Origin of the sequence: Gryllotalpicola kribbensis (assembly GCF_039538245.1) — a bacterium.
GTDB classification, from domain to species: domain Bacteria; phylum Actinomycetota; class Actinomycetes; order Actinomycetales; family Microbacteriaceae; genus Gryllotalpicola; species Gryllotalpicola kribbensis.
This window is the reverse complement of sequence record NZ_BAABBX010000016.1, coordinates 457,787-484,588: the sequence shown is the minus strand read 5'-3', so window position 1 is coordinate 484,588 and position 26,802 is coordinate 457,787. Positions and strand designations below refer to the sequence as shown.

30 protein-coding genes and 1 pseudogene are annotated in these 26,802 nt (G+C 70.9%); 18 read left to right on the top strand and 13 right to left on the bottom strand.

Annotated elements, in window-relative coordinates; translation table 11 throughout:
* Positions 1-4 precede the first annotated feature (4 nt).
* Together ABD716_RS16390 and ABD716_RS14605 are read right to left on the bottom strand one after the other, a co-directional pair.
* A pseudogene (locus tag ABD716_RS16390) lies at positions 5-241 on the bottom strand (2'-5' RNA ligase family protein); the annotation flags it as partial.
* Positions 241-789, bottom strand: a complete 549-nt coding sequence (locus tag ABD716_RS14605) for an MOSC domain-containing protein (protein ID WP_344778120.1) — start codon at positions 787-789, stop codon at positions 241-243. The gene ABD716_RS14605 and the pseudogene ABD716_RS16390, both read right to left, overlap by 1 nt.
* 22 nt (positions 790-811) lie before the next feature.
* Between ABD716_RS14605 and ABD716_RS14600 the strand changes: the two genes are divergently transcribed.
* Positions 812-1,216: an NUDIX hydrolase gene (locus ABD716_RS14600; protein ID WP_344778118.1), complete on the top strand. Its 405-nt coding sequence runs from the start codon at positions 812-814 to the stop codon at positions 1,214-1,216.
* Here ABD716_RS14600 and ABD716_RS14595 read toward each other — a convergent pair.
* Positions 1,213-2,172 carry a zinc-binding dehydrogenase gene (locus ABD716_RS14595; RefSeq protein ID WP_344778116.1) on the bottom strand — a complete coding sequence of 320 codons (960 nt, stop codon included), beginning with the start codon at positions 2,170-2,172 and terminating at the stop codon, positions 1,213-1,215. The two genes, ABD716_RS14600 and ABD716_RS14595, sit on opposite strands and share 4 nt — an antisense overlap.
* 74 nt (positions 2,173-2,246) lie before the next feature.
* Between ABD716_RS14595 and ABD716_RS14590 the strand changes: the two genes are divergently transcribed.
* The 5 genes from ABD716_RS14590 (at position 2,247) to ABD716_RS14570 (ending at position 7,572) form a co-directional block, all read left to right on the top strand.
* A complete protein-coding gene (locus tag ABD716_RS14590; protein WP_344778114.1) occupies positions 2,247-2,690 on the top strand; it encodes a MarR family winged helix-turn-helix transcriptional regulator in 444 nt (147 codons plus the stop codon).
* A gap of 862 nt (positions 2,691-3,552) precedes the next feature.
* The gene (locus ABD716_RS14585; RefSeq protein WP_344778112.1) at positions 3,553-4,134 is read left to right on the top strand and encodes a sigma-70 family RNA polymerase sigma factor; all 582 of its coding nucleotides are present in this window, start codon (positions 3,553-3,555) and stop codon (positions 4,132-4,134) included.
* A complete protein-coding gene (locus ABD716_RS14580) occupies positions 4,134-5,144 on the top strand; it encodes a hypothetical protein (protein WP_344778111.1) in 1,011 nt (336 codons plus the stop codon). The genes ABD716_RS14585 and ABD716_RS14580 overlap by 1 nt, the downstream gene beginning before the upstream one ends.
* Positions 5,145-5,858: a GAP family protein gene (locus ABD716_RS14575; protein WP_344778109.1), complete on the top strand. Its 714-nt coding sequence runs from the start codon at positions 5,145-5,147 to the stop codon at positions 5,856-5,858.
* Positions 5,859-5,883: 25 nt separating this feature from the next.
* The gene (locus ABD716_RS14570) at positions 5,884-7,572 is read left to right on the top strand and encodes a cation:proton antiporter (RefSeq protein ID WP_344778107.1); all 1,689 of its coding nucleotides are present in this window, start codon (positions 5,884-5,886) and stop codon (positions 7,570-7,572) included.
* A gap of 1 nt (position 7,573) precedes the next feature.
* On the opposite strand, the gene ABD716_RS14565 is transcribed toward ABD716_RS14570, so the two are convergent.
* On the bottom strand, positions 7,574-8,272 hold the full coding sequence (locus tag ABD716_RS14565; protein ID WP_344778105.1) for an SDR family oxidoreductase: 699 nt from the start codon (positions 8,270-8,272) through the stop codon (positions 7,574-7,576).
* 156 nt (positions 8,273-8,428) lie between these two features.
* Between ABD716_RS14565 and ABD716_RS14560 the strand changes: the two genes are divergently transcribed.
* The gene (locus tag ABD716_RS14560; protein ID WP_344778103.1) at positions 8,429-9,160 is read left to right on the top strand and encodes an SDR family NAD(P)-dependent oxidoreductase; all 732 of its coding nucleotides are present in this window, start codon (positions 8,429-8,431) and stop codon (positions 9,158-9,160) included.
* 161 nt (positions 9,161-9,321) lie between these two features.
* Here the strand turns inward: ABD716_RS14560 and ABD716_RS14555 are convergent, their stop codons facing one another.
* Positions 9,322-9,888, bottom strand: coding sequence for a TetR/AcrR family transcriptional regulator (locus ABD716_RS14555; RefSeq protein WP_344778101.1), 567 nt, complete (start codon positions 9,886-9,888; stop codon positions 9,322-9,324).
* A 121-nt stretch (positions 9,889-10,009) separates the two neighbouring features.
* Between ABD716_RS14555 and ABD716_RS14550 the strand changes: the two genes are divergently transcribed.
* Together ABD716_RS14550 and ABD716_RS14545 are read left to right on the top strand one after the other, a co-directional pair.
* Complete coding sequence (locus ABD716_RS14550) at positions 10,010-11,035, top strand: aldo/keto reductase (protein WP_344778099.1); 1,026 nt, start codon at positions 10,010-10,012, stop codon at positions 11,033-11,035.
* A gap of 22 nt (positions 11,036-11,057) precedes the next feature.
* On the top strand, positions 11,058-11,873 hold the full coding sequence (locus ABD716_RS14545; protein WP_344778097.1) for an alpha/beta hydrolase fold domain-containing protein: 816 nt from the start codon (positions 11,058-11,060) through the stop codon (positions 11,871-11,873).
* 16 nt (positions 11,874-11,889) lie between these two features.
* Here the strand turns inward: ABD716_RS14545 and ABD716_RS14540 are convergent, their stop codons facing one another.
* A complete protein-coding gene (locus ABD716_RS14540; protein ID WP_344778095.1) occupies positions 11,890-12,666 on the bottom strand; it encodes an SDR family NAD(P)-dependent oxidoreductase in 777 nt (258 codons plus the stop codon).
* A gap of 117 nt (positions 12,667-12,783) precedes the next feature.
* Positions 12,784-13,080 (bottom strand): nucleoside/nucleotide kinase family protein, encoded by a 297-nt coding sequence (locus tag ABD716_RS14535; protein WP_344778093.1) that lies wholly within the window; start codon positions 13,078-13,080, stop codon positions 12,784-12,786.
* 81 nt (positions 13,081-13,161) lie between these two features.
* On the opposite strand from ABD716_RS14535, the gene ABD716_RS14530 reads away from it, so the two are divergent.
* From ABD716_RS14530 to ABD716_RS14515, 4 genes are all read left to right on the top strand, one after another.
* Positions 13,162-13,758: a DJ-1/PfpI family protein gene (locus tag ABD716_RS14530; RefSeq protein ID WP_344778091.1), complete on the top strand. Its 597-nt coding sequence runs from the start codon at positions 13,162-13,164 to the stop codon at positions 13,756-13,758.
* A gap of 39 nt (positions 13,759-13,797) precedes the next feature.
* Positions 13,798-14,172, top strand: a complete 375-nt coding sequence (locus ABD716_RS14525) for a VOC family protein (protein ID WP_344778089.1) — start codon at positions 13,798-13,800, stop codon at positions 14,170-14,172.
* Between the two features lie 133 nt (positions 14,173-14,305).
* On the top strand, positions 14,306-15,829 hold the full coding sequence (locus ABD716_RS14520) for an MFS transporter (RefSeq protein ID WP_344778087.1): 1,524 nt from the start codon (positions 14,306-14,308) through the stop codon (positions 15,827-15,829).
* A 35-nt stretch (positions 15,830-15,864) separates the two neighbouring features.
* A complete protein-coding gene (locus tag ABD716_RS14515; RefSeq protein WP_344778085.1) occupies positions 15,865-16,539 on the top strand; it encodes a TetR/AcrR family transcriptional regulator in 675 nt (224 codons plus the stop codon).
* Here the strand turns inward: ABD716_RS14515 and ABD716_RS14510 are convergent.
* Entirely contained in the window at positions 16,517-17,407 is an 891-nt protein-coding gene (locus tag ABD716_RS14510; protein ID WP_344778083.1) for an LLM class flavin-dependent oxidoreductase, read from the bottom strand. The genes ABD716_RS14515 and ABD716_RS14510 overlap by 23 nt on opposite strands.
* A gap of 46 nt (positions 17,408-17,453) precedes the next feature.
* On the opposite strand from ABD716_RS14510, the gene ABD716_RS14505 reads away from it, so the two are divergent.
* Positions 17,454-18,110 carry a VOC family protein gene (locus tag ABD716_RS14505; RefSeq protein ID WP_344778081.1) on the top strand — a complete coding sequence of 219 codons (657 nt, stop codon included), beginning with the start codon at positions 17,454-17,456 and terminating at the stop codon, positions 18,108-18,110.
* A gap of 7 nt (positions 18,111-18,117) precedes the next feature.
* Here the strand turns inward: ABD716_RS14505 and ABD716_RS14500 are convergent, their stop codons facing one another.
* Positions 18,118-18,882 (bottom strand): SDR family oxidoreductase, encoded by a 765-nt coding sequence (locus ABD716_RS14500; protein WP_344778079.1) that lies wholly within the window; start codon positions 18,880-18,882, stop codon positions 18,118-18,120.
* Positions 18,883-18,960: 78 nt separating this feature from the next.
* On the opposite strand from ABD716_RS14500, the gene ABD716_RS14495 reads away from it, so the two are divergent.
* The 4 genes from ABD716_RS14495 (at position 18,961) to ABD716_RS14480 (ending at position 21,653) form a co-directional block, all read left to right on the top strand.
* Positions 18,961-19,425 carry an NfeD family protein gene (locus ABD716_RS14495; protein ID WP_344778077.1) on the top strand — a complete coding sequence of 155 codons (465 nt, stop codon included), beginning with the start codon at positions 18,961-18,963 and terminating at the stop codon, positions 19,423-19,425.
* Positions 19,426-19,464: 39 nt separating this feature from the next.
* Positions 19,465-20,406 carry an SPFH domain-containing protein gene (locus tag ABD716_RS14490; protein WP_344778075.1) on the top strand — a complete coding sequence of 314 codons (942 nt, stop codon included), beginning with the start codon at positions 19,465-19,467 and terminating at the stop codon, positions 20,404-20,406.
* Between the two features lie 55 nt (positions 20,407-20,461).
* The gene (locus tag ABD716_RS14485) at positions 20,462-21,196 is read left to right on the top strand and encodes a glycerophosphodiester phosphodiesterase family protein (protein ID WP_344778073.1); all 735 of its coding nucleotides are present in this window, start codon (positions 20,462-20,464) and stop codon (positions 21,194-21,196) included.
* Between the two features lie 94 nt (positions 21,197-21,290).
* Positions 21,291-21,653, top strand: a complete 363-nt coding sequence (locus tag ABD716_RS14480; protein WP_344778071.1) for an RNA polymerase-binding protein RbpA — start codon at positions 21,291-21,293, stop codon at positions 21,651-21,653.
* Here the strand turns inward: ABD716_RS14480 and lnt are convergent.
* From lnt to tatA, 4 genes are all read right to left on the bottom strand, one after another.
* The gene (gene lnt, locus ABD716_RS14475) at positions 21,650-23,242 is read right to left on the bottom strand and encodes an apolipoprotein N-acyltransferase (protein ID WP_344778069.1); all 1,593 of its coding nucleotides are present in this window, start codon (positions 23,240-23,242) and stop codon (positions 21,650-21,652) included. The two genes, ABD716_RS14480 and lnt, sit on opposite strands and share 4 nt — an antisense overlap.
* A 2-nt stretch (positions 23,243-23,244) precedes the next feature.
* Complete coding sequence (locus tag ABD716_RS14470) at positions 23,245-25,677, bottom strand: DEAD/DEAH box helicase (RefSeq protein ID WP_344778067.1); 2,433 nt, start codon at positions 25,675-25,677, stop codon at positions 23,245-23,247.
* Between the two features lie 79 nt (positions 25,678-25,756).
* Positions 25,757-26,554 carry a twin-arginine translocase subunit TatC gene (gene tatC, locus ABD716_RS14465; RefSeq protein WP_344778065.1) on the bottom strand — a complete coding sequence of 266 codons (798 nt, stop codon included), beginning with the start codon at positions 26,552-26,554 and terminating at the stop codon, positions 25,757-25,759.
* A gap of 3 nt (positions 26,555-26,557) precedes the next feature.
* Entirely contained in the window at positions 26,558-26,785 is a 228-nt protein-coding gene (tatA, locus tag ABD716_RS14460; protein ID WP_344778063.1) for a twin-arginine translocase TatA/TatE family subunit, read from the bottom strand.
* Positions 26,786-26,802 lie beyond the last annotated feature (17 nt).

Genomic DNA, 26,802 nt, shown 5'->3' with positions numbered 1-26,802 from the left:
TGAGCTCGATCGTCGTGACCGGAACGTCGCGGCGTCGGCCGAATCTCGCGGACCCGTCGGCGCGCGCGACGAGCGGGGCGTGGCCCGCGGCCGCGGCGCGGATCGCCTCCAGCACCGGGCCGGCGTGGGCATCCGTCTCGAACGGCGGTATCAGCGTGACGTGCGGCGGCCAGCTGTCCCGCCGGAAGCCGGCCCCGACCGCGAGCGGCTCGAGCGGCAGCACCACCACGAAGAAGCGCATCAGACGCGGGTGAGCGGGAAGCGCGGCTCGGGCGGCAGCTCCACGGCGATCTCGGCACCGGGCCGCACGGTTCCCGACCGCGAGACGATGCCCATGACTCCGGCGAGGCGCACGACGTTGCCCTCGTCGTCGGTGTGGACGAGCCGCTTCAGCAGCCCGTCCTGGAAGTCGTTGATCTGCTGGCACGGGTTGCGGAGCCCGGTGACGGTGATCGCCGCGTCGCCGATGGCGAGCCGGGTGCCGACAGGCAGGTCGAGCAGGGGGATGCCGCGCGTGGTCACGTTCTCGCCGAGCTGACCCGGCTGGACCTGGAATCCTGCTGCGGCGAGCTCGTCGAACAGCTCGGCGTGCATCAGGTGCACCTGCCGGACATTCGGCTGCGAGGGGTCGGCTCGCACGCGCGAGCGGTGCTGCACCGTGGCGCCGTAGTGCGCGTCACCGGCGACGCCGAGCCCCTCATGCAGCTCAATCTCGTCCACGTCGTGCTTCGAGAACGAGTGGGTCGGGCTGAGATGGACCGCGACGACACGCGGCGAGCTCTTGGTCATGACTCGAATCTAGGCTGGAGGGGTGGCCGACTCGAACCTCATCCGCGTGAGCGCGGTCGTCCTGCGCGACGACGCGGGCCGCGTGCTCACCGTGCGCAAGCGCGGCACCGCCCGCTTCATGCTCCCCGGCGGCAAGCCCGAAGCGGGCGAGACCGCAGCAGAGACGGCGGTGCGGGAAGCCCGCGAGGAGCTCGGCGTGCAGCTGGACCCGTCACTGCTCACGCCGCTCGGCGTCTTCCACTCCGCGGCTGCCAACGAGCCCGGTCACCTGCTCGAGAGCGCGGTGTTCACGCATCCGCCCATCGCGATCGCGGGCCCGGCGGCCGAGATCGCCGAATTGCGGTGGCTCGACCCGGCGGCCGAACTGCCCGGCGACCTCGCTCCGATGCTGCAGTTCAACGTGCTGCCCGCGCTCGCCGCGGGCTAGGGAACGATCACCACGCGCGCATCCGCCAGCGCGGGGTCGACGAAGGCGCGCTCGACGTCGGCCAGCGGCACGCGCACGGCGTCGATCGCGAACGCGCCGGAGGAGACGGCGTCGATCATGGCGGGCAGCTCGCCGAGGATCTCACGCACACCCACCGAGCCCTGACCGCTGCCGACGAGGGTGAGCCGCGCCTGGCGCAGCGCTGCGGAGGGGATCGCCGCGCTGGCGCCCCCGACGGACCCGATCTCGACCCACGTGAGCGGCCTGCTGCGATCGGGTCGCGCGGTGACGAGCGCCGTCATCGCGACCGCGGTGAGCGGCCCCCAGACGTAATCGAGCACCACGTCGACATCGGCCGCCTCGCGCGCGACGGCGGCGGCGATCTCGTCGTCCGTGCCGAGCAGCGAGATGGATGCCTGCGCGCCGGCCTGCACGGCGCGTGCGAGGCGCTCGGAGTTCCGCCCGGCGACGACGACCCGGCCGGCGCCGAGGTGCCGTGCGACCTGCACGGCCATGCGGCCCGCGGAACCGGTCGCGCCGATGATGAGCACGCTCTGGCCGGGCTGGAATGCGGCCCGTGCGCGGAGAGCGAGCCACGAGGACATCACGGGATTCACCGCAGCCGCGACCGCGACCGGGTCGGCCCCCGCGGGCAGCACGACGCTGCGTCGCGCGTCGATGACGGTGCGCTCGGCCATGGCGCCGAGCACCGGCTCGTCGAGCACGAAGTACCTCAGGCGGCCCTCGGCGTCGCGCCCCACGCCGTCGACGCCGGGAACCATGGGCAAAGTTCCGGTGCTCGTGTAGTGCGACCCGTCGGCCTGCGAGCGCACCCGGCGGTGCAGTCCGGCGGCGAGCACGTCGACGACGAGTTCGCCGCCGCTCGGGGCGGCCGGCTCGGGGAAGTCGGCGCAGCGCGGGGGCTGAGAGAAATCGGTGACGACTGCGGCTTTCATGGCACACCTCCGGTTAGTTCGCGTTACGAATCAAAGTAGTTGGTGATGCGAACCGTGTCAACTACACTGGCCGCGTGGCTGCAGAACGGGAAGACCTCATCGACGCGCTCGCCCAGGTCGCCTTCGTGACGACGGGGGTGCTCAGCGCTGCGGCATCCGATCGCGATCTCTCACTCACTCAGGCGCGCGCGATCGGCATCCTGCGCGATCGCGGGCTACGCATGAGCGAACTCGCGCAGGTGCTGGGTCTCGAGAAGTCGACCCTGTCGGGTCTCGTCGTGCGAGCGGAGAAGCGCGGGCTTCTGCAGCGCGTGCCCGATGACGGCGATCGCCGCGCGGCGCTGGTCACGATCGCACCAGCCGGCGCGCGGCTCGCGCAGGAAGTGCGTGCGGACCTCGAGCAGGCGCTCGCGCCGCTCATCGGCGGCCTCGAAGAGGGGGAGCGGCTGCAGTTGCAGGCTCTGCTCGAGCGCATGATCGAGCATGCCGGCACGCGCCCCGAGACGCGGTCGTCGTAGGGGGCGGATGCCGGCTCCGCCAGGCCCCGCGGCAGCGATCGGAAAATCGCGTGTAACGCATTCGGGGGTCGTGGCAATGCACTCGTATGACGGCCGCCTCGGCCGCCGTAGGGGGAACGGAACGGAGGCATCCGACCATGCACCGACCCGGGAGGATCATCACGCTCTCAGCAGGCCTTGCCGTCGCCGCCGGTGGCGGCGCGGCCGCGGCGCTGGCCGCAAACGCGCACACGCCGAGAGCTCTGGTCTCTACGTCGGCCGAGGCGGCCGCGGCACCCGCCGCGGCGACACCGCTGCTCGCTTCGCCGGAGCGTCCGCGTGCGGACGCGCTTCGGGAAACGGGCGCCGCGGCGCCGCGCGCGCACCCCTCAGACCCGGCGCCCAGTCCCGCTCCGACCGGCGGGCTGGGCGCCCCTCTCGTCGTTCCGGCGATCACGACGGCGCGCGAGCCGTCTTCCGGTGGCGCGGCGTCTTCGGGGGCGGCGTCGACGGCTGCGGCGTCCGCCGCTCCGGCGCCGGTGTCTTCGACCCGAGCGAAGACACCGGTGAGCGCGGCGCAGCGGCAGGTACCGACCGGCCGCACTCAGGCCCCGGTCGTCGCGGCGCCGGCCCCGGCGAGGTCGCCGGCTCCTGCGCATCGGTCGTCGGTGCCGGTGCAGCGCGAGGCGCCGTCGAGCCATCGCGCGGGCGGCCACGCGGTGCCCGCGCGGCATCGTGCCGGCATCCAGAGCGACGGGCGCGGGGGTAGCGCCTTCGGTGGCGGCCGCCACTGACGTCCCTGAGTTCCGATCGGTGCTGCAGGTCGCGCCGATCGGAACCGATCTTGATAATCGGACCCCCATATGGGGGACAATAGGCAGCGATGCGACAGGGAGACGGGGGAGACGAGCTGTCGGGGCTGGTGGCCCGCGCGCAAGCCGGCGACCCAGCCGCGGTGGGCGATGTCATCCGCCGGGTCCGCCCTCGCATCTTCCGGTACGCAATGGCGCGGATCGGAGCCAGAGAGGAAGCAGAAGACGTGACGCAGGAGACGTGCGTGGCGCTGACCGAGGCCCTGCCGCGATTCGATGGGGACGCGAGCCGGTTCACCTCTTTCGTCTTCGGCATCGCGTCGAACAAGGTGCTGATGTCGCAGCGCTCGCGCGGGCGCCGCCCCGAGGTCGCGGTTGCGGATGTGCCAGACGTGAGTTCCGCGGCACCGGGGCCGCTCGAGCGGGCCGAGCGCGATGACGCGTTGCGAGGGCTCTTGGCGCGGCTCGACGGACTGCCTGACCGCCACCGCGACGTGCTGCTGCTGCGCATCGTCGCCGACTTGAGCGCCGAACAGGTCGGCGAGGCGCTCGGCACGACGGCGGCGAACGTGCGCGTGATCCAGCATCGTGCGCTGTCCACCCTGCGCGCCGGGATCACCGGGCGCACCGACGACACGACGGAGGGGGTGTGATGACCCCGGACGACGACGGCCTCGCGCGGATCGAGGCCGATGACGCCCTGCTCTCGGCCATCGCCGCCGGTGAGAGCACGGGGGAGGACCCGGCAGCGCGTCTGCTCGCAGAGATCGTGCTCGCGGTCGATGAACTCGCCCCTGACGGCGGTGGGGCCGAACCCCGCGGCGGCGGGGACGAGGGGCAGCGCCCCGGTCGCCGCAGCGGCCTGTGGGGAGTCACGCTCGGCGTGTCGATCGCCGTCGCCGCGAGCGGCGGCTTGAGCGCCGCGGCGACCGGCCGTCTTCCCGAGCCGGTGCAGCGCCTCGCGGCCGACGTCGGCCAGGCCGCACCGCCTGCTGCCGCGGCACCGGCCGAGGCGGTTTCGGCGGCCGTTCCTGCCGTCGGGGCCGAAGACCCCGAGCAGGGCTCCGGAGCATCCGAGCAGAGCGGCGCATTCCGCCGTGCATCGCGGCCTGACGCCGAGCGGGTCTGGTGGCCGGGGAACGCGCGCCTCCGCGCCGTTGAGCACCGAGCCGTCGAGCAGCGCGGCGCCGGGGGAACGGGCGTTGCCTCGGAGCACGGCGCACGGTCGCGCGACTACCCCTCGCGCGACAGCGATGAGCGGTCAGGAACGGCCGCGCAGTGGTCGAGCCACCCGTCTGCACCCGACACGGACGAGTCGTCCTCCCCGGCATCCTCGCCGTACCCCACCACCGGCGACGACACGGGCTACCCGACGCCCACGTCGTCCCCTGCACCGTCCGACGCGACCGATGCGGGCGACGGCGCGGCGGAGGCGACGGAGCCCGGGGCGGCGCCGACCGATCCCCGGACGCATTCTTCGAGACCTGGGCAGAGCGGATCCGGTTCAGCCGGCCCTGCGCCCCAGCAGACGACACCTCCGACGCCGGCGCGCGAGACGCCGGCGGCCGGGGCCGCCGCCCGCTCGTCGCAGCCGACAGGAACGCCTGCGTCGACGGGGCAGCGCGGTTCGCACGGGGCCGACCGTTCCGCCTACCATCGATGAGTGGGCGGTGAACTGGCGCGCGGGCTCGGCGCGCTGGTCAGCCTGATCTTCCTCGGTCTCACCTTCGGCTTCAGTCCGCCGCTGTACGGCGTGACCCTGCACCTGCTTGCACGCGGCGGCAGCCCTCGACGCTCGATCCTCTTCCTCACCGGGGGCATGGCGCTCAGCGCGACGGTGCTGCTGCTCGCTTTCCGCACCTTCGACCCGACCACCATCGCCCATCAGCTGCAGGGGCAGGTCGCACGGCTGCTCGTCCAGTCCGTCGTGGACTTCGTGGCCGGCGGTCTGCTGATCGTCGGGGGGCTCGTCTTCGGCTGGTACGCGCGCCGCTCGCCTCGCGAAGCGCCGCCCACCCGGGTGAGCGCCCGTGACGAGCACCCGCAGGCCATGCTCGGCGTCGGCTTCGCGAACACGGCGATCGGCTTCGTGCCACCCGTGACGATGTACGTCACCGGCCGCGTCATCGCGGGCGCGACCGAGCATCTGACCCTGCAGCTCGCGGGCTATGCCTGGTTCCTCTTCTTCGTCGTCGCGCCGTACCTGGCGGCCGGCTATGTGTGGCGACGGATGCCGCGGCTGTCGGTGCGGATGCGGCGCGCGTACTCGCGCATCATGAGCCGCGACCTGCGCCCGTTGCTCACCTGGGCGCTGATCGTCGGGGGATTGGTCTTCGTGGCGCTCGGCATCACGACGGCGATCTTCCGCCTCGGCTGAGCGGGCGCATGCCAATCTGGTAGCCGTGACGGAACTGCTCATCGTGATGGTCGCCGCCTTCGTGGCGATCGCCGGCGCGAGCGTGTTCGGCCCGCGGCTCGGCATCGCGGCCCCGCTCGTGCTGGTCGCGGTCGGGGTCGGGGCGAGCTTCCTGCCGTTCTTCGCGCACGTTCACGTCGAGCCCGAGCTGATCCTCGCGGGGGTGCTGCCGCCGCTGCTGTACTCATCGGCGGTGTCGATGCCCGCCATGAACTTCCGGCGCGAGTTCGGCGCGATCAGCGGCCTGTCGGTGCTGCTCGTGGTCGGCAGCTCCCTCGTGCTCGGAGCGTTCTTCGCGCTCGTCGTGCCCGGGCTCGGGTTCGCGTGGGGTGTCGCGCTCGGCGCGATCGTGAGCCCGACGGATGCCGTCGCGACGTCGATCATCAAGCGCAGCCCCGTCTCGAAGCGCGTCGTCGCACTGCTCGACGGCGAGAGCCTGCTCAACGACGCGACCGCCCTCGTCCTGCTGCGCACCGCCGTCGTCGCGGTGGCCGCGTCGTTCTCGTTCTGGGGAGCCGTCGGCAGCTTCGCCCTCTCCGTGCTCATCGCCAGCCTGATCGGGTGGGCGGTCGGCTGGCTCGGCCTGATCGCCCGCAAGCACGTGCGGCAGCCCGCGGTCAACACGCTGATCTCGTTCACGGTGCCGTTCCTCGCATCGGTTCCGGCAGAGCTGTTCGGCGCGTCGGGGCTCGTCGCCGCGGTCGTCGCGGGTCTCGTCACCGGCATCCGCGCGCCTCGCGACCTTTCGCCCCAGAACCGCCTCTCCGACTCGCAGAACTGGCGCACGGTCGAGCTCGTGCTCGAGGGGGTCGTCTTCCTCACGATGGGCATCCAGATCAAGCAGATCGTCGCGCGCGTCGAAGGCGATCACGCCGGCGTGCTCGTCGCCGTGGCCATCGCGGCGGCGGCGCTCGGGGTCACGATCCTGGTGCGCGCGGCATACGTCGTGCCGCTCCTGCTGGTGCTCGGGCGGCGCACGCATCGCGGCAGGCGCTCGCAGGACCGCCTGCTGACCATGCAGGACCAGCTGAGCTCGCCAGATGGCAAGCAGGAGGTGATCGAGCGCGCGAACACCCTCGGCCGCCCCGCCTCCGAGCGGCGACTCGACCTGATGGCTCGGCGCGTGGCCCAGCTGCTCGCCGACATCGACTACTTCCGCCGTCAGCCGCTCGGCTGGCGCGAGGGCGGCATCGTCGTCTGGGCCGGAATGCGCGGCGCCGTCACCGTCGCGGCCGCGCAGACCCTGCCTGACAGCACGCCGCAGCGCTCGGTGCTCGTGCTCATCGCCTTCACGGTCGCGGCGCTGTCCCTGCTCGTCCAGGGCGGAACGGTCGGCTGGGTGGTGAAGCTGCTCGCCCCAAGGCGGGACGAGGAGGCAGCGGCCGCGCAGGCGGAGGCCGAGCGGAACAGCATCTTCGAGATCCTGCGATCCAGCGCGCAGACGGTTCCCGACCTGCCGCAGCTCGAGGGAAAGCCCACGGCCGAGCGCTTCCAGGCGGCCAGGGCGCACCGCCTCGCCGTGATCTCGGCTCAGCGCGCCGCGCTCCTCGACGCGCGCGATACGGGCACGTTCGACGCCGACATCCTCGAGAGCGCGCTGTTGAACCTGGACGCGTCCGAGATCGCGATCGAGCTGCGCGGTACCCTCGCGGGCGCCACGGCGGTCGACGAGTGAGCTAGCGTCGCCGCGTCGGCCGCACCGACAGCGTCTCGACGGTGCCGCGCTCGGGCAGATCGACCACGAGCCGCACGGCGGCGGCCACGTCCTGCGGTGCGAGGAAGTAGTCGGTGTCGTAGTCCTCGCCGAGCTTGTCGGTGAGCGCGCGCTGCATGTCGGAGTCCGTGCGACCGGGGTGCACGCTCGAGACGCGCACGCCGTTCGGCCGCTCCTCTTCGCGCAGGGCATCCGTCAGCGCGCGCAGCGCGAACTTCGACGCGCCATAGACGCCGCCGCGCGGCCCGCTGACGAAGCCCGAGCCGCTGTTGATCGCGACGACGATGCCGCGCGCAGCGCGCAGAGCCGGAAGCGCCGCGCGGGTCAGCTCGGCGACCGCGAACACATTGGTGGCGAAGACGCGCTCCCAGGTAGCGCGGTCGGTGTCGGCGATGCGGTCGCCCGCCTCGACGCCGGCCGAGTGCACGAGCACGTCGAGCCGGCGGGGGAGAGGCGGAAGGTCGCCCGTGGCCAGGTCGGCGAGGTACCCCTCTGCGGAGGGAAGCGCCGTGATCACCTCGGCCACCCGGTCGACGCGGCGGCCGCCGACGAGGATGTGGTGCGTGCGCCCCAGCTCCTCGGCGATCGCGCGCCCGATTCCGCGCGTTGCGCCGGTGACGAGGGCGATGGGCAGTTGAGCGGATGCCTGGGCGTCGGTCATCCGTCGAGCCTAGCCAGCCGCCCCGCATCCCCACCCCGCCGGTTGCGCTGCTCAGATCCGCTTCGCGCTGCCCGGGCCCGAGCAGCGTCGAGAGGAACCGAGCAGCGCGAATAGGGAAGCATGGGGGTAACGGAAGAAAGAAGAAAGAGGAACGGCATGAGCCAGAAGATCGCACTCGTCACCGGCGCAGGGCGCCCCGGCGGCCTCGGCATGGCCACGGCGCGCGGGCTCGCGCAGCAGGGATTCCACGTGATCGTGACCTCGCGCAGCGACGCGCAGTCCGCCGCGCAGGTGCAGGCGCTTCAGGCGGAGGGGCTCAGCGCCGAGGGCTATCGCCTCGACCTGGGCGACCCGGCCGAGTTCGGGCGCGCCGCCGAGCGGATCCGCGCGGCGCACGGCCACCTCGACGTGCTCATCAACAACGCGAGCGTCTTCCCCGACATGAACACGGGTTCCGCTCTCGATGTCTCGATCGAGCATGTGCAGGCCGCGTTCGATGTCGACGTGATCGGCCCCTGGCTGCTCACGGTCGCGCTGCGTCCGCTGCTCGAGGCGGCGCCGGCGGCTCGCGTCGTGAACCTGTCGAGCGGCGCGTATCAGCAGATCACGTACCTCGATCAGAACCCGGGCGACGTCGGCGCCCCTGCGTACTCCTTCGCGAAGCACACCCTCAACGTTCTGACGAAGATGCTTGCCGCCGCGTTCCACGACACGAGCGTTCTGGTCAACGCCGTCGACCCCGGCCGCGTCGACACCCACCCCGAGCTCGGCACCGACGACGAGGATGTGCCGCCCACGGAGGCCGCGAAGTGGGTCGTCGCGGCGGCGACGCTGCCCGCCGGGTCCCCGTCGGGTGCGATCTTCGCCGACGGCGAGCGCGTCGGCTGAGCCGCTGACCGCTCAGGAGGCGAGGCCCTCGTCGGTCGTGAGCTCGACGGAGGCCCAGACGTCGAAGCGCGGAAGCAGCAGCCCGGGAGGCGAGCAGGGATTCGGCCGACAGCGCGATTCCTGCCAGCGTGTAGACCCCGTCGAAGACGAGCGCAGGCGGACTACAACCGGGAAGCGCGCGCCCCGTAGCGCAGCCCGTCGAGCAGCAGCCCGACCATGCGTGCGGCGCGCGACGTGTCGGTGCTGCCGGGCGGCGGCACCGACAGATTGGCGACGGCGCCGATCAGGTCGATCGCGTCGATACCGCCGCGCATGGCGCCCGCCGCTGCCGCCGCGTCGAGCAGACGCTGCAGCGCGGGGCCGGCGTTGCTCTCGAAGTACTCGCGCAGCCCGCTGTAAGCGGGGTCGCCCGAGTGCAGCGCCGCACCGAGCCCGTGCTTCGTGGCCACGAACTCCGTGTAGCGCTGCACCCACTGGCGAACGGCCGCATCGGGCTCATGCGTCTCGGCGAGCTGCGTCGCCAGGGCCGTGATGTCGTCGATCTCGCGCCGGAAGACGGCGACGATCAGGTCGGAGCGCAGGGGGAAGTGGCGGTAGAGGGTCGCCGTGCCGACCCCCGCGCGTGCGGCGATGGCGCGCACCCCCACGTCGACGCCGTGAGTCGTGAACTCCTCCTTCGCGGCGGCGAGAAGAGCGTCGACATTGCGCTGCGCATCGGCCCGAGGCATCCGCGGTTCTCCCTGACTCGTTGATAAACGGAACAATGTCCCATATAGTGAGGTGTATCGGAACGATGTCCCGTTTCCAATCGTCTCACGGCATCCGAGCGGATGCCACTAGGGAGTAGTCATGCAGTACCGCACCCTCGGCCGCACCGGCATCAAGGTCACCCCCTACGCGCTCGGCGCGATGATGCTCGGCTCGCTCGGCAACCCGGACCGCCAGGAGGGCATCCGCATCATCCAGCGCGCGCTCGACGGCGGCATCAACTTCATCGACACCGCAGACCGCTACGGCGACTCGGAGCAGGTCGTGGGGGAGGCCCTCAGGGGCCGCCGCGACGAGGTGGTGCTCGCGACGAAGTTCTGGGGCGCGGTCGATGACGACGTGAACCACCGTGGCGCGTCGCGCCGCTGGATCGTCCAGGCCGTCGAGCGCTCGCTGCGCAACCTGCAGACGGACTACATCGACCTCTATCAGCTGCACCGGCCCGACCCCGACACCGACATCGACGAGACCCTCTCGGCGCTCACCGACCTCGTGCGGCAGGGCAAGGTGCGCGCGATCGGGTCGTCGTCGATGCGCGGCTCCGAGATCGTCGAGGCGCAGTGGGTGTCCGAGCGGCGCGGCTTCGAGCGCTTCCGCACCGAGCAGCCGAACTACTCGATCCTCGATCGCGAGATCGAGCGCGAGATCCTGCCGGTCGCCCAGCGCTACGGCATGGGCACCCTGGTCTACAGCCCGCTCGCCGGCGGCACGCTGACGGGTCGCTACCGCGCCGGGCGCGAGAACGACAACTTCCGCTCGACCCGCACCGGGATGCGCCACTTCCGCGACGAGCGCCGGCTGGCCGCCGTGGAGCAGCTTGTCGCGCTGTCGGACGAGGTGGGCATCACGCTCACGCATCTTGCGATGGCGTTCGTGATCGCGCACCCGGGCGTGACCTCGGCGATCGCCGGGCCGCGCACGATGGAGCAGCTCGAGGACACGCTGGCCGGCACCGACGTCGCACTCTCTGACGAGATCCTCGACCGCATCGACGCGATCGTGCCGCCGGGGGAGAGCGTCGGGGCGATGGACATGGTCTATCGCGGCCCCGAGGTCGGCGACCCGCGCCTGCGTCGCCGGGTGCCCGGCGAGCGCTCTGCGGCCTAGGCGTTCTGCAAGACTTTCGCCCATGGACCAGGGAACGGCCGAGCGTCTGCGCCGAGAGTCGAGAGCACGAGCGGCGGCGCGCGCGCCCGGCCCCGAGGTCGCGGCCGTCGACGACCTCGACGCCGGGGGAGTGCGCGTGCGCCGCTATGCGGCTCAGCCCGGCGAGCCGGCCGTGGTCGCGGTCTACGCGCACGGCGGGTACTTCGTCGTCGGCGACCTCGATTCGCAGGATGCCTACTGCCGCCGTCTCACCTCGGCGATCGGCGGCGTCGTGTACTCGGTGGACTACGCGCTCGCGCCCGAGGCGCGTGCCGAGGAGTCGATCGCCGGTTTCCTGGCGGCCGCCAGGCTGGCCCACTCCGAGCACCTGGACGGGGCCCTCGTGCTGTCGGGCGACTCGGCCGGCGGGGCAATCGCGTTCGTGGCCGCGGCGCGGCTGCGCGACGAGGGGATGCCGGTCGCCGCGCTCTTCCTCACGAATCCGAGCCTCGACCTCAGCCTGGCGGTGGCCGATCGCACGGTCGACGGCGGCCCCGACCTCGACCTGCTCGCCGACGCCGTGGCCGCGTGGGCCGGGAGCGACGCCGCGGCCCCGGGGGTCGACCCGGCGAGGACGCCCATCGACGGCCTGCCGCCCACGCTCATCGCCGTCGGCACCCGTGACGCGCTGCGACCCGAGGCCGTGCACATGCACGAGCGATTGAGCGCCGCAGGCGTGCCGGGCCGGCTGATTCTGCTCGAGGGCGTCGGGCACGGATTCGTCGGCGGCGGCACCGTGGGCGACGCGGAAGCTCGCGATCAGGCGCTTGCGGCGCTCGGAGAACTCCTGGCGCGCTGACGCGTGCCGCCGGCCTTCATGCGCGCCGCGCGGCCAGCCAGTCCGCGAACTCCGTCGCGACGATCCGTTCGTCGTGCACGTCGGCAGCCTCCTTCGAGGCCAGCCAGCGGATCGGCGGGCGCATGACGTCGGGGGAGAGCACGGCGAGACCACCAGGGCGAGCCGTGCCGTCGAGCATCCCCGTCGCCGTCGCGCCGCCCGGCAGCAGGATGTTCGCCCGCACGGGAGTGTCGGCGAGGTCCGCGGCCATGATGCGCGCGAGTGCCTCGGCGCCGGCCCTCGACGGGCCGTAGGGGACGAAGCCGCGTCGGTTCATCGTGCTGTGGTTCATGCTGATCGTCACCACGCGTCCACTGCGCGCGTCGAGCATGCGGGGGACCACTGCCCGAGCGACCAGGAAGTACCCCGTCAGGTTCGTCTCGACCATGTCCCGGAAGGCGGCGGGCGCGACCTCCCAGAAACCCTGCGGCGTCGTCATGAAGTCGGGGTTCACCGTGCGCATTCCGATGCCGGCGTTGTTGACCAGCAGGTCGATCCCGCCGAGCGCGTCCCACGCCCGCGTCGCTCCGGCCTCGACCGACGTCTCGTCGCGGCTGTCCATCGCGATGCCGATGGCGTCGTTCCCGATGGTCGAGGCGACCTCGGCGACGCGATCCGCCGATCGTCCCGTGATCGCGACCCGAGCGCCGGCCTCGGCGAGCCCCGCGGCCATGGCGAGCCCCAGCCCCGAGGTTCCGCCGGTGATCAGGGCGCGCACGCCGTTCAGGTCTTCCATCTGCTCCGCAGTGCTCATCCTTTCGAGCCTACGTCCGTGCGTGCGCGGCGGGGAGCGGCAGGAATGGCCTTGTTGACATAACTGGCATTATCGGAGATCAGATCGGTTTGGAGAGGAGCGGCCGCAAACCAGGTGTCAGGCCGATGTGACGAGCGCTGGTCGCTGCGGGTCGGTGTTGTCGATCACGACGCTCGCCCGCGCGTCGCGCTGCAGGAACGTCTCGTCGAACACGACGATCGCGTCGGCCGGTGCGTCGGCGAAGCTCGGTGCGAGCTCGTCGGTCTCGAGGTCGTGCAGGCGCGCCGCGTACCTGAGACTGCCACCGGGCCCGAGCGGGTCGAGCGTGAGCCGCCTCAACGACTCGAAGTCGAACGCGTCGTCGTAGTAGCCGCGAGCCGAGTCTCTCCCCCGCCTGTGTCGAATTTCCCTCACATTATGGAATCCGTCTGGATCGAGATGGATGACGGGTCTGCCGCTCTCTGCCAGGAGCCGCGCTGCCGGTACGTTTGCGGCATGCCTCTCCCCTGGTCCGTTCAGATCCTCGCCTTCGACGGCATGGAAGTCCTCGACTATGCAGGCCCCTACGAGGTGTTCAACGTCGCCGGCGAGGTCACCGACCCCAGCGCCTTCGCCGTGGCATCCGTCGGCGTCACGCCGCAGCCCATCGGCCGGGGTGGCTTCGCCGTCGTTCCCGACTTCACGCTCGACGATGCTCCGCGCGCGGACATCCTCGTGATCCCCGGCGGGCGCGGCAGTCGCGCACTGCAGCGCGATGAGCGCGTTCTCGCGTGGCTGCGCGAGCGAAGTGCGGATGCCTCGCTGCTGCTCACCGTGTGCACCGGCGCCCTCGTCGCCGGCTCTGCCGGCCTGCTGGCCGGCCTCGAGGCCACCACGCACCACAGCGCCTTCGACGAGTTGCAGGCGGCCTCGCCGACGACCACGGTCGTGCGCGGGCGGCGCTTCGTGCGCTCCTCCGACCGCATCCGCACCTCAGCAGGGGTCTCGGCGGGAACCGATCTCGCCCTGGCGGTCGTCGCCGAGCTCGCGGGGGCCGAGGCGCACGCCGCCGTCGTCGACGAGATGGAGTGGATGTGGCAGGACCGCGCGTGACCTGCGCGGATCGCACCGATCGCCGCTAGCGTTCCGCACATGGCATCACGGCTCTCGGAACTGGTGATCAAGTGCGTCGATCCGCAACGGCTCGCGGACTTCTGGAGCGAGGTGCTCGGATTCACGACCCTCGACGATGACGGCGACGAGGTCGAGATCGGGCCGGCGAGCGGCTTCGGCGGCCTGCAGCCGACCCTGATCTTCAGCCGCAGCACCGACCCGAGGCCCGAGCGGCTGCGCATTCACATCGACGTGAACCCGACCGACCGCGATCAGGATGCCGAACTCGAGCGGCTCCTCGGCATCGGCGCCCGGCACGCCGACGTCGGCCAGACCGGCGAGGAATCCTGGTACGTCCTGCAGGACCCCGAGGGCAACGAGTTCTGCCTGCTGCGCCGTCGCCTCGACGACTGAATCGGCTCACTCCCCCGCAGTTCATCAGCGCGAAACCAGACCCTCAGCTAATCCGGAGGTAGTGGTTCCGTTTTGCACCTAGAGTAACCGGAGTATCAATCTCCGAATCAAGCTCTAGTCCTCGGGAGCCCTCTTGTCCGCTACCGCCACCGCGCCCACTGCGAGCGCCGACCCGCATGCAGAGCACCATCACTCGCGTCGCTGGGTCATCCTCGTCGTGCTGGCGCTCAGCCAGCTCATGGTTATCCTCGACTCCACCGTCGTGAACATCGCCCTGCCGACCGCGCAGAAGGCGCTCGCGTTCAGCGACAACGACCGTCAGTGGATCATCACCGGCTACACCCTCGCCTTCGGCAGCCTGCTGCTCTTCGCCGGCCGCCTCGCCGACCTGTTCGGCCGCAAGTGGGCGCTCATCATCGGCCTCGCGGGCTTCGCCCTGGCATCCGCCCTCGGCGGCTTCGCGACCAGCTTCGAGATGCTCGTCACCGCGCGCGTCATCCAGGGCGCGTTCGGCGCGATCCTCGCGCCCGCCGTCCTCGCCATCCTCACCACGACCTTCGTCGACGGCCGAGAGCGCGGGCGCGCCTTCGGCATCTTCGGCGCCATCGGCGGTGGCGGCGCCGCCCTTGGCCTGCTGCTCGGCGGCGTGCTGACCGAGTACTTCTCGTGGCGCGCCACCATGTTCGTGAACATCTTCTTCGCGATTCCCGCCCTGATCGGCGCGTTCGTGCTGCTGCGCCACAGCGCGAGTGCGCACCGACCGCGGCTCGACCTGCCCGGCGCCATCACCATCACCGCCGGTCTGTTCGCCCTCGTCTACGGCTTCTCGCTCGCCGACACCGACGGCTGGGGCGACGTCAAGACCCTCGGCTTCCTGATCGCCTCGGGGGTTCTGCTCGTCGCGTTCGTCGTCATCGAGGCCTACTCGAAGCACGCCCTGCTCCCGCTGCGCATCCTGCTCGACCGCAACCGCGGCGGCGGCCTGATCGCGATGTTCCTCGCGACGACCGGCATGTTCGGTGTCTTCCTCTTCATGACCTACTACCTGCAGTCGAACCTCGGCTACAGCGCGGTCAAGACCGGAGTCGCCTTCCTGCCGCTGCCGGCGGCCATCGTGCTGACGGCGGCGGTCATCATGCCGCGTCTGCAGCGCAGGGTGAGCCCGAAGATCCTCGTGCCCATCGGCATGCTCCTCGGCGCCATCGCCCTCGCCCTGCTCACGCGCATCGAGGTCGTCGGCGACTACGCGGCCGACGTGCTGCCGAGCCTCATCCTGCTCGGTCTCGGCATGGGCACGCTGTTCTCGATCGCCATGAGCATCTCGACGCTGCGCGTGAACCCCGAAGACGCCGGCGTGGCCTCTGCCACCGTCAACACGGTGCAGCAGGTCGGCGGCTCCATCGGGACCGCCCTGCTCAACACCATCGCGAGCACCACCATCACGGCCTACATCACCGATCACATCGCGAAGGCGCTGACCAAGCAGGCTCAGCTCGGCGTCCAGGCGCAGGGTGCGATCGAGGGCTACCATGTGGCGTTCTGGCTCGCGGCCGCGATCTTCGCGGGCGGCGCCGTGGTCACCGCGATCGTGCTGCGTCGCGGCGTGCCGGAGGAATTCGTCCACTCCTCAGGCGAGCCTGCAATGATTCACGCATAGCGATGCGACGACGCGGCTGGGAAGGAGTGACGAGTGTGACAAGCACTGCGGATTCCCCTACCCGGCCGCTTCGTCGTGACGCGGCGCGCAACCGCCGCCTTCTGCTCGACGCGGGCCGCGAGGTGTTCGCCGCGCGGGGCCTCGAGGCGACCCTCGACGAGATCGCGCACCACGCCGGAGTCGGCGTCGGCACCGCCTATCGGCACTTCGCCAACAAGCAGGAGCTCGCCGCCGCGATCTTCGCCGACGACTTCGAGCAACTCGCCGCTTCGGCGCGCGCGGCCCTCGAGGTCGACGACCCGTGGCAGGCGCTCGTCGGGTTCATCGAGACGACGGTGGCGAAGCAGGCCGACGACCGCGGACTGCACGAGCTGATGACCGCCGGAACCATGGCCGAGCAGCCGATTCACGTCGACGGCAAGCTCGAGACGATGCGCGACGCGCTGTTCGAGCCCGTCACCGCTCTCGTCGAGCGGGCGAAGAAGAACGGATGCCTGCGCGCAGACGCGGCCCCCACCGACATCGCCGCCATCCTGTTCATGATGGGCGTGAACTTCACCATGAGCGAGGCCGTCGGCCGGCCGGTCTGGAAGCGATACCTCTGGCTGCTGCTCGACGGGCTGCGCGCCACCCCGTGCGGCAAGCTGCCGGTCGAGGCGCTCGACTTCGACGAGCTGCAGACCGCGCTCACGGCCGCGAAGAAGCACTGACCCCGAGCACCTCTCGCACCCGGCCTGCGTTCCGCGCGAAGCCCTCGACGTCGTCGTCGCCCATGCGGGACTGCAACAGCACCGAGGTCGCCCCCGCTGCGAACACGTCGCGCACCGTTGCCGCGACGTCGTCGACCGATCCGACGGCTGCGTAGCGCCGCTCCCCCGTGAACCGCCAGCGATCGAACTCGGCCTCCATGCGCTCGTGCGCACCGTCGCCGAAGTCGGCCAGCAGGAAGACGGCCACCTCGAAGGCGCCGTCGGCGCCGGCATCCGCCCGGGCCCGCGTCGCCCGCGCGACGCTGTCGCGCACCATGCCTGCGCTCCAGCCGCCGGTGAGCACGATGCCGTCGGCGACCTCGCCGACGAGAGCGGTCGTCTTCGGCCCCTCGGCCGCGGCGAGGATGCGCGTCGGTGCTGCCGGCGGCCAGTCGAGCCTCACGCGGTCGAGGCTCACGTAGCGGCCCGACGCGGTGACCTCGTCGCCGGCGAGCAGCCGCCGCAGAGCCGGCACGTATTCGCGCAGCAGGGTCAGCGGCGAGGCAACGCGGGTCCCCGTCTGCCCCATCCAGCTCTGCACGCCGTGGCCCACGCCGAAGCGCCCGCGACCCGGGAAGAGGCGATCGATCGTGGCGAGCTCCATCGCGAGAAGGGCAACGTTGCGCAGGGGCATCGGCAGGATGCCCACGCCGACCCTGAGCCGCTCGGTCGCCGCGAGCGCCGCGACCAGCGAGGCGATGCCGCTCTCTTTGAAGCAGTCCTCCCACACCCACAGCTCGTCGAGACCGGCCTCTTCGGCGGCGACGGCCGCCGCGCGCAGCCGCTCGGGCGGCGAGGAGGGCTGGAAGATGATTCCGAGTGAGCTCATACCGCGAGGCTAGAGGCGGCCGCCGACAGCGGGTACCCTGCGCCCCATGGTCGAGCCCATCACCCCGCACGAGTTCCACGCCTTTCCCGGGGTCGAGGACTGGCGCATCCTCTCCACCGGCGCCGCGTGCTACTTCGCGACCGGCTCGTTCGCGACGGGCGTCAAGCTGCTGACGCGCATCGGCGAGCTGGCGGATGCCGCGAACCACCACCCCGACGTCGACCTGCGCTACTCCGGCGTGCAGGTGCGGCTGCGCACCCACGAGGTCGAGCCCGACGGCTGGCTGAGCGCCCGAGACGCCGAGCTCGCGGCGCAGATCTCGGCCGTGGCCCGGGAACTCGGCGCCGCCGCCGACCCGAGCCGGGTGCAGGCGGTGCAGATCGCCATCGACGCGCTGGACATCCAGAGGGTGCGGCCGTTCTGGGCGGCGGTGCTCGGCTACGCGCCGTTCCTCGACGAGGACGTCACCGACCCCGGCGGCTTCGGCCCCAATATGTGGTTCCAGCAGATGGATGCGCCCCGGCCGCAGCGCAACCGCATCCACCTCGACCTCTACGTTCCGGGCGACGTGGCGCGCAGTCGCATCGACGCGGCCGTCGCGGCAGGCGGCAGCGTCGTGCGCGACAACGGGCCGAACTGGTGGACGCTCGCGGACCCCGAGGGCAACGAGGTCGACGTTGCCCCGTGGCCCGACATCTCCTGAGGGCGGGCTACTCGCCCGCGAAGCCGGAGGTGTCGCCGACGAGGCGGGTGTGGCCCGCCGGCACCGGCTCGACAGCGGCGAGCGCGACCTCTGCGGCGAACTCGGCCACGTTGTAGAGCTTCCCGGCGGCCTGGCGGCGCGCCTCGATCGCGTCAGGGTTCATGCGGTTCAGCAGCGTCGCCGTGATCGTGCCCTCGATCATGTCGCCGGAGACGACGACGAAGTCGATGCCGCGTGATTCGAGCGCGGGAATCCGCTCGCGCAGTGCGTCCTCGCCGGCGCGCTTCGACTTCGCGACCGGCTCGTACTCGGGCATGGTCGGCGTCGTGCGGATGAAGTGCGCCTGGTGGCTCGTGACGAACACGACGCGGCCGCCCGCTGCCAGCAGCGGCAGTGCGGCCTCGAGCACCGAGACCTGCGCATCGCGGTTGAGGCGCAGCGCGTAGTCGTCGCCCATGCCCGCCTCCATACCGCCCGACGCGTTCAGCACGAGCAGGTCGAGTCCGCCCCAGGCGTCCTTCACCTGCGCGAACATCGCGGCGACCGACTCGGGGTCGGTCAGATCGGCGGCGACGACCAGCGCCTCGGCGCCCTTCTCGGCCAGCTGCGCCTGCAGCTTCTCGGCGCGCGCCGCCTTGTTGCGGTAGTTGATGACGACCTTCGCCCCCGCTTCGGCGAAGTAGGTGACCGTGTCGGCGCCGATTCCGCGGCTCGACCCCGTGACGAGCACGCGCTTGCCTGCGAGGGATCCGGGGGCGAGAGGGTTGGTCACGAGGAACTCCTAATGGGGGACGAAATAGGGTGCGAAGAAACCCCCATCGACCCTACCAATGACAGTAGGGTGAGCCTCATGGGTGGGTTCGAGTGGGTCGTCTGGGCCGCTCTGATCGTCGTGCTCGTGGCCATCGCGATGCTCACGGCCGAGATCGAGTTCATGTTGCTCGCCCTCGGCGCCCTCGGCGGGCTCATCGCCGATCTGCTCGGGGCGCCCTGGTGGCTCGCGACGATCATCGCCGCCGTCATCGCGATCCTCGGCACCTTCCTGCTGCGGCCGCCGCTGCTGAACGCGCTGCGCCGCAGCTCCGACCCGACGAAGAGCAACATCGACGCCATCGTCGGCACGACCGGCCAGGTGCTCACCCAGGTCACGCAGGCGGGCGGCCAGGTGAAGCTCGCGAACGGCGAGACGTGGAGCGCACGGCTTCGCGGCGAGACCGCGCCGGCGATCGGCCCGGGCGTGTTCGTGCGTGTGCTGGCCGTCGACGGGGCATCCGTCGTCATCGAACCAGAGGCGAGCAGCGCGTCGCTCGGCTGAGGCGGCGCGGAACAGACGTGACATGACAGAGAGGTCGGCATGGACGCAGGCGCAGTGACCATCGGCGTCGTCATCGTGATCGTCATCATCTTCGTGCTGGTGACGATCTTCCGGGCGATCCGCATCGTCCCCCAGGCGCGGGCGGGCGTCGTGGAGCGGCTCGGCCGCTATCACAAGACCCTCACACCGGGGCTCAACCTGCTCGTGCCGTACATCGACCACCTGCGGCCGCTCATCGACCTGCGCGAGCAGGTCGTGTCGTTCCCGCCGCAGCCGGTCATCACCGAGGACAACCTGGTCGTCTCGATCGACACCGTCATCTATTTCCAGGTGACGGATGCCCGCGCGGCGACCTATGAGATCGCGAACTACCTCGCCGCGGTCGAGCAGCTGACCACGACCACCCTGCGCAACGTGGTCGGCGGCATGAACCTCGAAGAGGTGCTCACGAGCCGCGACAACATCAACTCCCAGCTGCGCGTCGTGCTCGACGAGGCGACGGGCAAGTGGGGCATCCGCGTCGGCCGTGTCGAGCTCAAGTCGATCGACCCGCCCGCCTCGATCCAGGACTCGATGGAGCAGCAGATGCGCGCAGAGCGCAACCGCCGCGCCGCGATCCTGAACGCCGAGGGCACCAAGCAGGCCGAGATCCTCAACGCGGAAGGAACGAAGCAGTCGGCGATCCTGCGCGCAGAGGGCGAGAAGCAGGCCGCGATACTGCGCGCAGAGGGCGAGGCGAAGGCGATCGACACCGTCTTCTCCGCGATCCACCAGGGCAAGCCCGACGACCTGCTGCTCGCCTATCAGTACCTGCAGACCCTGCCGCTCATCGCGAACGGGCAGGCGAACAAGGTGTGGATGATCCCCGCCGAGCTCACCAAGGCGCTCGACGGCATCGGGCAGGCGTTCGGCGCGAAGGTTCCCGGCGGTTCGGTGCCGACCGCGACGAACCCGCCGGCGACTCCGCCCGCCGCGGAGTAGCGCCCTGAGCGCCGGCGACTCGGGCAGCGGCTACTTCGCTCCCCCGCGTCCGCGCGTGCTCGCGCACCGCGGGCTCGCGCTGGAAGCGCCCGAGAACACCCTGCTCGCCTTCGCCAAGGCGCTCGAGGCCGGCGCGGTCTACATCGAGACCGACGTGCACGCCTCGGCCGACGGCATCGCGATCATCAGCCACGACCCCGACCTCAGGCGGCTCGCGGGGCGCCGCGAGCGCATCGATCAGGTCACCCGCGCGGAACTCGCCGAGGTCGAACTCGGTGACGGGGCGCGCTTCAGCACGCTCGCCGAGGCGCTTGGGGCACTGCCCGAGGCGCGCTTCAACATCGACGTGAAGACGAGGGCGGCCGCGGATGCCGCGGCCGCGGCGATCCTCGAGGCTCACGCCGCCGACCGCGTGCTCGTCACGAGCTTCGACGACGCGACGCGCCGGGCCGTGCTCGACGCTCTCGGCGGCCGCGGTTCGGTCGCGACCTCTGCGTCGCAGCGCGGCGTGGTCGGCGCGCTCATCGGGGTGCGCCTCGGCCTCGGCTTCATCGTGCGCGCGGCGCTCGCCGGTGTCGATGCCGTGCAGGTGCCCGAGCGGCAGGGGCCGATCCGCGTGGTCACTCCCCGATTCATCGCCGCGGCGCATCGGGCCGGCGTCGAGGTGCACGTGTGGACCGTGAACGACGAGGCAGAGATGCGCCGTCTCGTGGAGCTCGGTGTCGACGGAATCGTCACGGATCGCGCGGACCTCGCCCTCCGCGTTGTCAAGCACCTGGCAAACCCCTGAGTCTGCCGCTTCACTGGGAAGCTCATGGGACGCTTGGACGTTCCCACTTCATGAATTCGTATCGGAATTCGTATCGAGCGTGAAGGAGTCCCGAATGGCAGATCGAAGCCTACGTGGAATGAGGCTCGGTGCTCAGAGCCTGCAGACGGAAGAGGGCGTGAGCTTCTCGCCGCGCGCCACCCACACTTACGCATGTTCGAACTGCGGCCGCGAGACGACCATGGTGTTCGCCGCCGAAGCCGAGGCTCCCGAGACCTGGGAGTGCCGCTACTGCGGTCACGAGGCCACGCTGCTGGTCGACGACAAGCCCGTCGAGGTCGACCGCGCCGAGGCCAAGGCCCCGCGCAGCCACTGGGACATGCTGCTGGAGCGCCGCACCGAGGCAGAGCTCGAAGAGCTGCTGCAGGAGCGCCTCAACTACCTGCGGTCGCGCCGCGGCCAAGAGCAGAACGCCTAAGGCCGCCCAGCCATCGAGTAGCGCGCAGCATCTTGTGAGACGCCGTCCGCCGGAGCATCCGCCGGGCGGCGTCTTCTTTGTGCGAGTACGAGCACGAGGCATCCGACCAGCCCCGCTCCCCCGAGCGTCGCCGCGCCCAGCTCGATCGCCGATGCGAGGCGGACAGCGGGCGTGATGCCGTTCGAGAGCGGCACGTCCGCGACGAGGCGACCCGGTTTGTAGGCGGGGATCGCTGCGATCGTGTGCCCGTCGGGCGCGATCACCTGGCTCGTGCCGACGGTCGAGATGTTGACGACGGCGCGATCGGCCTCGACGGCGCGCATGCGGGCGATCGCGAGCTGCTGCACGTTCTCTTCGGTCTGCCCGAAGTCGGCGTTGTTCGTCTGCGCGAGGATGAGCTGGGCTCCTCCGTTGATCATCTGCGGGATCTGCCGGTCGTCGATGATGTCGAAGCAGATCGAGATGCCGGCCTTGATGCCGTCGATGTCGAAGACGTTGGGGCGGCTGCCGGGCGTGTAGTCGCGCTGCACCAGGTCGACGAGGCCGGGCGCGATGGCGTGGAACACGGAGCGATACGGGATGTACTCGCCGAACGGCACGGGCAGCTGCTTGTCGTACTGCGCGGTCTTGCCGTCGAATCCGCTCCACAGCAGCGAGGAGTTGAACGTCTTGGCGCCGTCCTGCGTGATGGCGCCGACGACGAGCGGAGCCCCGAGCGCGGTCGAGAGGGCACTGAGCGCGGAGGCGCTGCTCGAGTCCTGCAGGGGGTTCGCGTCGGCGGCGCCCTCTGGCCACACGACCATGCTGAAGGGGCCCTTGCCGAGGAGCGGCAGGCTGGCCGCGAGCTGCGCGTTCTCGACATCGCCGTACGCGTGCTTCTGGAAATAGCCTGCCGGTCCGTTCCCCTGCACCGCCGCGACCCGGGTCGTGCCGTGAGCGGCACTCGGCCAGCTAGGCACGGCCGCCACGGCCAGCACCGTGATGACGGGAATGAACCCGCGCGTCAGCGGCCTGAGGGCCGCCTCCTGTACGCAGGCGAGGGCGAGCGCCGAGATCCACACGAGCAGGAAGGTCAGCCCCGAGACGCCGACCCACGCGACCAGGTGGGTGAACGGGCTCGCCGACTGCGTGTAGGCGACGCGCCCCCAGGCGAAGCCCGTGAACGGCCAGTGGTTGGTCTGCAGCTCCCGCAGGGTCCACAGGCCCGCGAGGATCAGCGGCAGGGCAACGACCCGGCCGAAGACACCGGGCAGGGCGCGGGGCACCCAGCGGTAGGCGAGCGTGTAGAGCAGTGCCCCGACCGCCCAGAACGCCGCCTCGGTGATCGAGAGGGCGAGCCACGGGATGGGCCCGAGGTACAGCGCCGTCCAGTAGATGTCGGAGATGTAGAAGGCGAGCCCGCCGACGAAGCCCACGAGCAGCGCGCTCCACGCCCCTCTGCCCTGCTGCGCGAACAGCAGCAGGGCGACGGCCGGAAAGACCAGCGGCCACCAGTAGTGGTCGGGGAAGGCGCCGTCGAACAGCACTCCCCCGGCGGCGGAGCAGAGCAGGGCGGCCCAGAGCGGGACGCGGGCGGTTCGCTCAGGCATCCCTAGCCCACGCTCGAATACGCGACGATTCCGCGGCGCACGGCGTCGAGCGCCTGGCGCGCCGTGCGCCCCAGCTCGCCGTCGGCGACGATCGACAGCTGGTCGAGCAGGTCGATGGTCTGCTTCGCCCAGCGCACGAAGTCACCGGCGGCGAGATCGGCCTGCTCGAGAACCCACTCGAGGCTCTGGCCACGAGCCCACGAGTGCATCGCCGGGGCGAGCCCGATCGACAGGGGGTCGCTGCCGGGCAGCCGGTGCTCGCGCTCGAGGTCGTCGAGCTCGGCCCAGAGCTTCTGCGTCGCATCGAGCGCCTGGCGGAAGCGGCCGCGGGGCAGCAGATGCTCGGGCGGGTCGACTTCGTCGCGGCGCGGCTCGAAGACCAGCGCGCAGGCCATGGCGGCGAGGCTCGGGGCATCCAGCCCGTCCCAGAGGCCGTGCCGCAGGGACTCGGCGACGAGCAGGTCGCGCTCGCCGTAGATGCGCCTGAGGCGCCTGCCGTGAGGCGTCAGCACCGCCTGCCCGTCGTCGCCGACGCGCAGGTAGTCGATCGCGATGAGCACCTCGCTGACCCGATCGAAGACGCGGGCGACGGCGCCCGTGCGGCTGCGGATCTGCGAGTTCAGCTGGTCGGTCTCGCGCTTGAGGCGCCACCACCGCTCCGCCCAGCGGGCGTGCTGCTCGCGCTCGGCGCAGCCGTGGCAGGGGTGGCGCCGCATGCGCTGTCTGAGGTCGGCGAGCTGGCGCTGCACGCGTGTCTTCGCGGCGGCCGACTGCCCCTGCATCCTGCTGTTCTGCTTTTCGAGGTCGCTCACCTGGCGGCGGAGCGCAGCGTATTCGGCGAAGTCACCGAGGTGGCACTCCATCGCCGTGGCATAGCCGGCAAGGGATTCCTCGCGCTTGCGGACCGTGCGCGCGAGGTCGACGACCGCGCGGTCGGCCTGGAACTGCGCGAACGACGACTCGAGGATCTCGCGCGTGCGCTCGCGCCCGAACTGCTCGATCAGGTTCACGGCCATGTTGTAGGTCGGCCGGAAGCTCGAGTTGAGCGGGTAGGAGCGGCGGGAGGCCAGTGCGGCGACGGCCTGGGGGTCCATCCCGTCCACCCACTGGATGACCGAGTGCCCTTCCACGTCGATGCCGCGCCGACCCGCTCGGCCGGTGAGCTGGGTGTACTCCCCCGGCGTGATCGGCACGCGCGCCTCGCCGTTGAACTTCTCGAGCTTCTCGAGCACCACGGTGCGGGCGGGCATGTTGATGCCGAGCGCGAGCGTCTCGGTGGCGAAGACGACCTTGACCAGCTTGCGCTGGAAGAGCTCCTCGACGACCTCCTTGAAGGCGGGCAGGAGCCCCGCGTGGTGGGCGGCGACACCGCGCTGCAGGCCCTCGAGCCACTCCCAGTAGCCGAGCACCGCGAGGTCCTCGTCGAGCAGGGTCCTGGTGCGCTCCTCGACGACCTGCCGGATCTCCTCGCGCTCCCACGCCTCGGTGAGGCGGATGCCGGCGCGCAGCACCTGCTTTACCGCCTGATCGCACCCGGCGCGGCTGAAGACGAAGAAGATCGCCGGAAGGAGACGGCGGCCGTCGAGCATGCTCACGACCTCGGAGCGGTCGAGGCGGAATCCGTGCCCGCTGAACCGCCCGCCGTGACGGCGCCCGCGGTCGGCTGCGGCGCGCCCGCCCGAGGGGCGGCCGCCGGTGCGGGCGAGCTGCACGAGCTCGGGGTTCACCTTGACGGCGGAATCGCGCCCAGCGCCCTCGAACAGGTCGACCAGCTTCGAGCGGACGAGCACGTGCTGTTCGAGCGGCACCGGCCGCTCCTCCGAGACGATGACGTCGGTGTCGCCGCGCACGGCCTGCAGCCAGTCGCCGAACTCCTCGGCGTTGCTCACCGTCGCCGAGAGGGAGACGAGCCGAACCTGCTCGGGCAGGTGGATGATGACCTCTTCCCACACGGCCCCGCGGAATCGGTCGGCCAGGTAGTGCACCTCGTCCATGACGACATAGGCGAGCCCCGGCAGCAGGTCGGAGTCCGCGTAGAGCATGTTGCGCAGCACCTCGGTCGTCATTACGACGATCCGCGCACGCGAGTTGACGTTGGTGTCGCCCGTCAGCAGGCCGACCTCGTCGCTGCCGTAGCGCTCGGCGAGCTCGTTGTACTTCTGGTTCGACAGCGCCTTCATCGGCGCCGTGTAGAACACCTTCTGCCCGGGCGTCGACATGGCGAGGTGCACCGCGAACTCGGCGACGGCCGTCTTGCCCGCGCCCGTCGGTGCGGCGACGAGCACGCTGCGCCCCGCCTCGAGGCTCGCGCAGGCGTCGAGCTGGAACGGGTCGAGGTCGAAGCGCAGCAGCGACCGGAATTCGTCGAGCTGGGGCGACCGGGAACGGGCCCGGGACGCCGCATACCGCTCGGACGGCGAGAGCTGGTCGGTCACGTGCTCAGAGTACGTGGTCTCCATTCGGCTTCGCCGAGTCGACCCGCGCGCGGCTTCGCCGAGTCGACCCGCGAACGGCTCAGGCGAGCTCGGCGTCGAGCTGCTCGGCCGCGCGGCTCTTGCGGCGATCGTGCAACCAGGCGAATCCTGCGGCCGCGAAGTACAGCACGATGAGCGGCACCGCGAGGATCATCATCGAGACGACATCGGTCGACGGCGTCGCCAGCGCCGCGAACACGATCGAGCCGAGGATCGCCCAGCGCCACGCCTTGAGGATCGCGGCGGCGGACATCACGCCGATCATGTTGAGCAGCACGATGAACACCGGCGTCACGAACGCGACGCCCACTGCGAGCACCAGCTTCAGCACGAAGGTGAAGTAGTCGCTCGCGTTCAGGATCGTCAGGTTGTCGGACGGGGCGAAGCTCGCGAAGAGCGTCACGATGTGGGGCGTCACGTACCAGCCGAAGACGCAGCCGCCGAGGAAGAGCGGAACGGCCGAGAAGAAGAAGCCGAAGATGTAGCGCTTCTCTTTGCCAGTGAGGCCCGGCGTGAGGAAGGCGAAGATCTCGTACAGCCACAGCGGTGACGAGATGACGATTCCGATGTACAGCGTCAGCTGCATCCTCAGGTCGAACGCGGCCGTGAGGGTCGGGAAGTTGATGTGGGCGTTCTGATGCTTCGCGATGTCATCGATGACGGCGGTCAGGGCGCTCCAGACGAAGGGCTCGAGGAACCAGCCGATGATCGCCGCCACGATCACTCCGATGGCGGCGATCATCGCGCGGTTGCGCAGCTCGATGAGGTGCTGGCCGAGCGACATCCGGCCATCGGGGTCCTTGGCGGCGCGCCCGGCCTTTGCGGCGGTGGCGCTCACGGACTACTTCTTGTCGTCAGCGGCGGTGCTGGAAGTGGTCTTGCGCTCGGCGGCAGCCTCGTCCTCGGCGCTCGGCTCGTCCTTCATCGTCTTCACCTCGCGGCGGAAGATGCGGACGGACTGGCCGATGCTCTTGGAGACGGCAGGGAGCCTCGTTGCTCCGAACAGCAGCACGATGATCACCAGGATGATCAGCAGATGCCATCCGCCTAGGTCGCGGAGAAAGCCCATTGTTGTTCCTTGTTTAG

Bases quoted from the DNA above. Each gene is read 5' to 3' on its own strand.
- ABD716_RS14525 (WP_344778089.1), top strand. From the start codon at position 13,798: ATGGCATCACGGCTCTCGGAACTGGTGATCAAGTGCGTCGATCCGCAA.
- ABD716_RS14550 (WP_344778099.1), top strand. From the start codon at position 10,010: ATGCAGTACCGCACCCTCGGCCGCACCGGCATCAAGGTCACCCCCTAC.
- ABD716_RS14585 (WP_344778112.1), top strand. From the start codon at position 3,553: ATGCGACAGGGAGACGGGGGAGACGAGCTGTCGGGGCTGGTGGCCCGC.
- ABD716_RS14555 (WP_344778101.1), bottom strand. From the start codon at position 9,888: ATGCCTCGGGCCGATGCGCAGCGCAATGTCGACGCTCTTCTCGCCGCC.
- ABD716_RS14510 (WP_344778083.1), bottom strand. From the start codon at position 17,407: ATGAGCTCACTCGGAATCATCTTCCAGCCCTCCTCGCCGCCCGAGCGG.
- ABD716_RS14560 (WP_344778103.1), top strand. From the start codon at position 8,429: ATGAGCCAGAAGATCGCACTCGTCACCGGCGCAGGGCGCCCCGGCGGC.
- ABD716_RS14490 (WP_344778075.1), top strand. From the start codon at position 19,465: ATGGACGCAGGCGCAGTGACCATCGGCGTCGTCATCGTGATCGTCATC.
- ABD716_RS14480 (WP_344778071.1), top strand. From the start codon at position 21,291: ATGGCAGATCGAAGCCTACGTGGAATGAGGCTCGGTGCTCAGAGCCTG.
- ABD716_RS14540 (WP_344778095.1), bottom strand. From the start codon at position 12,666: ATGAGCACTGCGGAGCAGATGGAAGACCTGAACGGCGTGCGCGCCCTG.
- ABD716_RS14580 (WP_344778111.1), top strand. From the start codon at position 4,134: ATGACCCCGGACGACGACGGCCTCGCGCGGATCGAGGCCGATGACGCC.
- ABD716_RS14530 (WP_344778091.1), top strand. From the start codon at position 13,162: ATGCCTCTCCCCTGGTCCGTTCAGATCCTCGCCTTCGACGGCATGGAA.
- ABD716_RS14505 (WP_344778081.1), top strand. From the start codon at position 17,454: ATGGTCGAGCCCATCACCCCGCACGAGTTCCACGCCTTTCCCGGGGTC.
- ABD716_RS14605 (WP_344778120.1), bottom strand. From the start codon at position 789: ATGACCAAGAGCTCGCCGCGTGTCGTCGCGGTCCATCTCAGCCCGACC.
- lnt (WP_344778069.1), bottom strand. From the start codon at position 23,242: ATGCCTGAGCGAACCGCCCGCGTCCCGCTCTGGGCCGCCCTGCTCTGC.
- ABD716_RS14595 (WP_344778116.1), bottom strand. From the start codon at position 2,172: ATGAAAGCCGCAGTCGTCACCGATTTCTCTCAGCCCCCGCGCTGCGCC.
- ABD716_RS14545 (WP_344778097.1), top strand. From the start codon at position 11,058: ATGGACCAGGGAACGGCCGAGCGTCTGCGCCGAGAGTCGAGAGCACGA.
- tatA (WP_344778063.1), bottom strand. From the start codon at position 26,785: ATGGGCTTTCTCCGCGACCTAGGCGGATGGCATCTGCTGATCATCCTG.
- ABD716_RS14565 (WP_344778105.1), bottom strand. From the start codon at position 8,272: ATGACCGACGCCCAGGCATCCGCTCAACTGCCCATCGCCCTCGTCACC.
- ABD716_RS14495 (WP_344778077.1), top strand. From the start codon at position 18,961: ATGGGTGGGTTCGAGTGGGTCGTCTGGGCCGCTCTGATCGTCGTGCTC.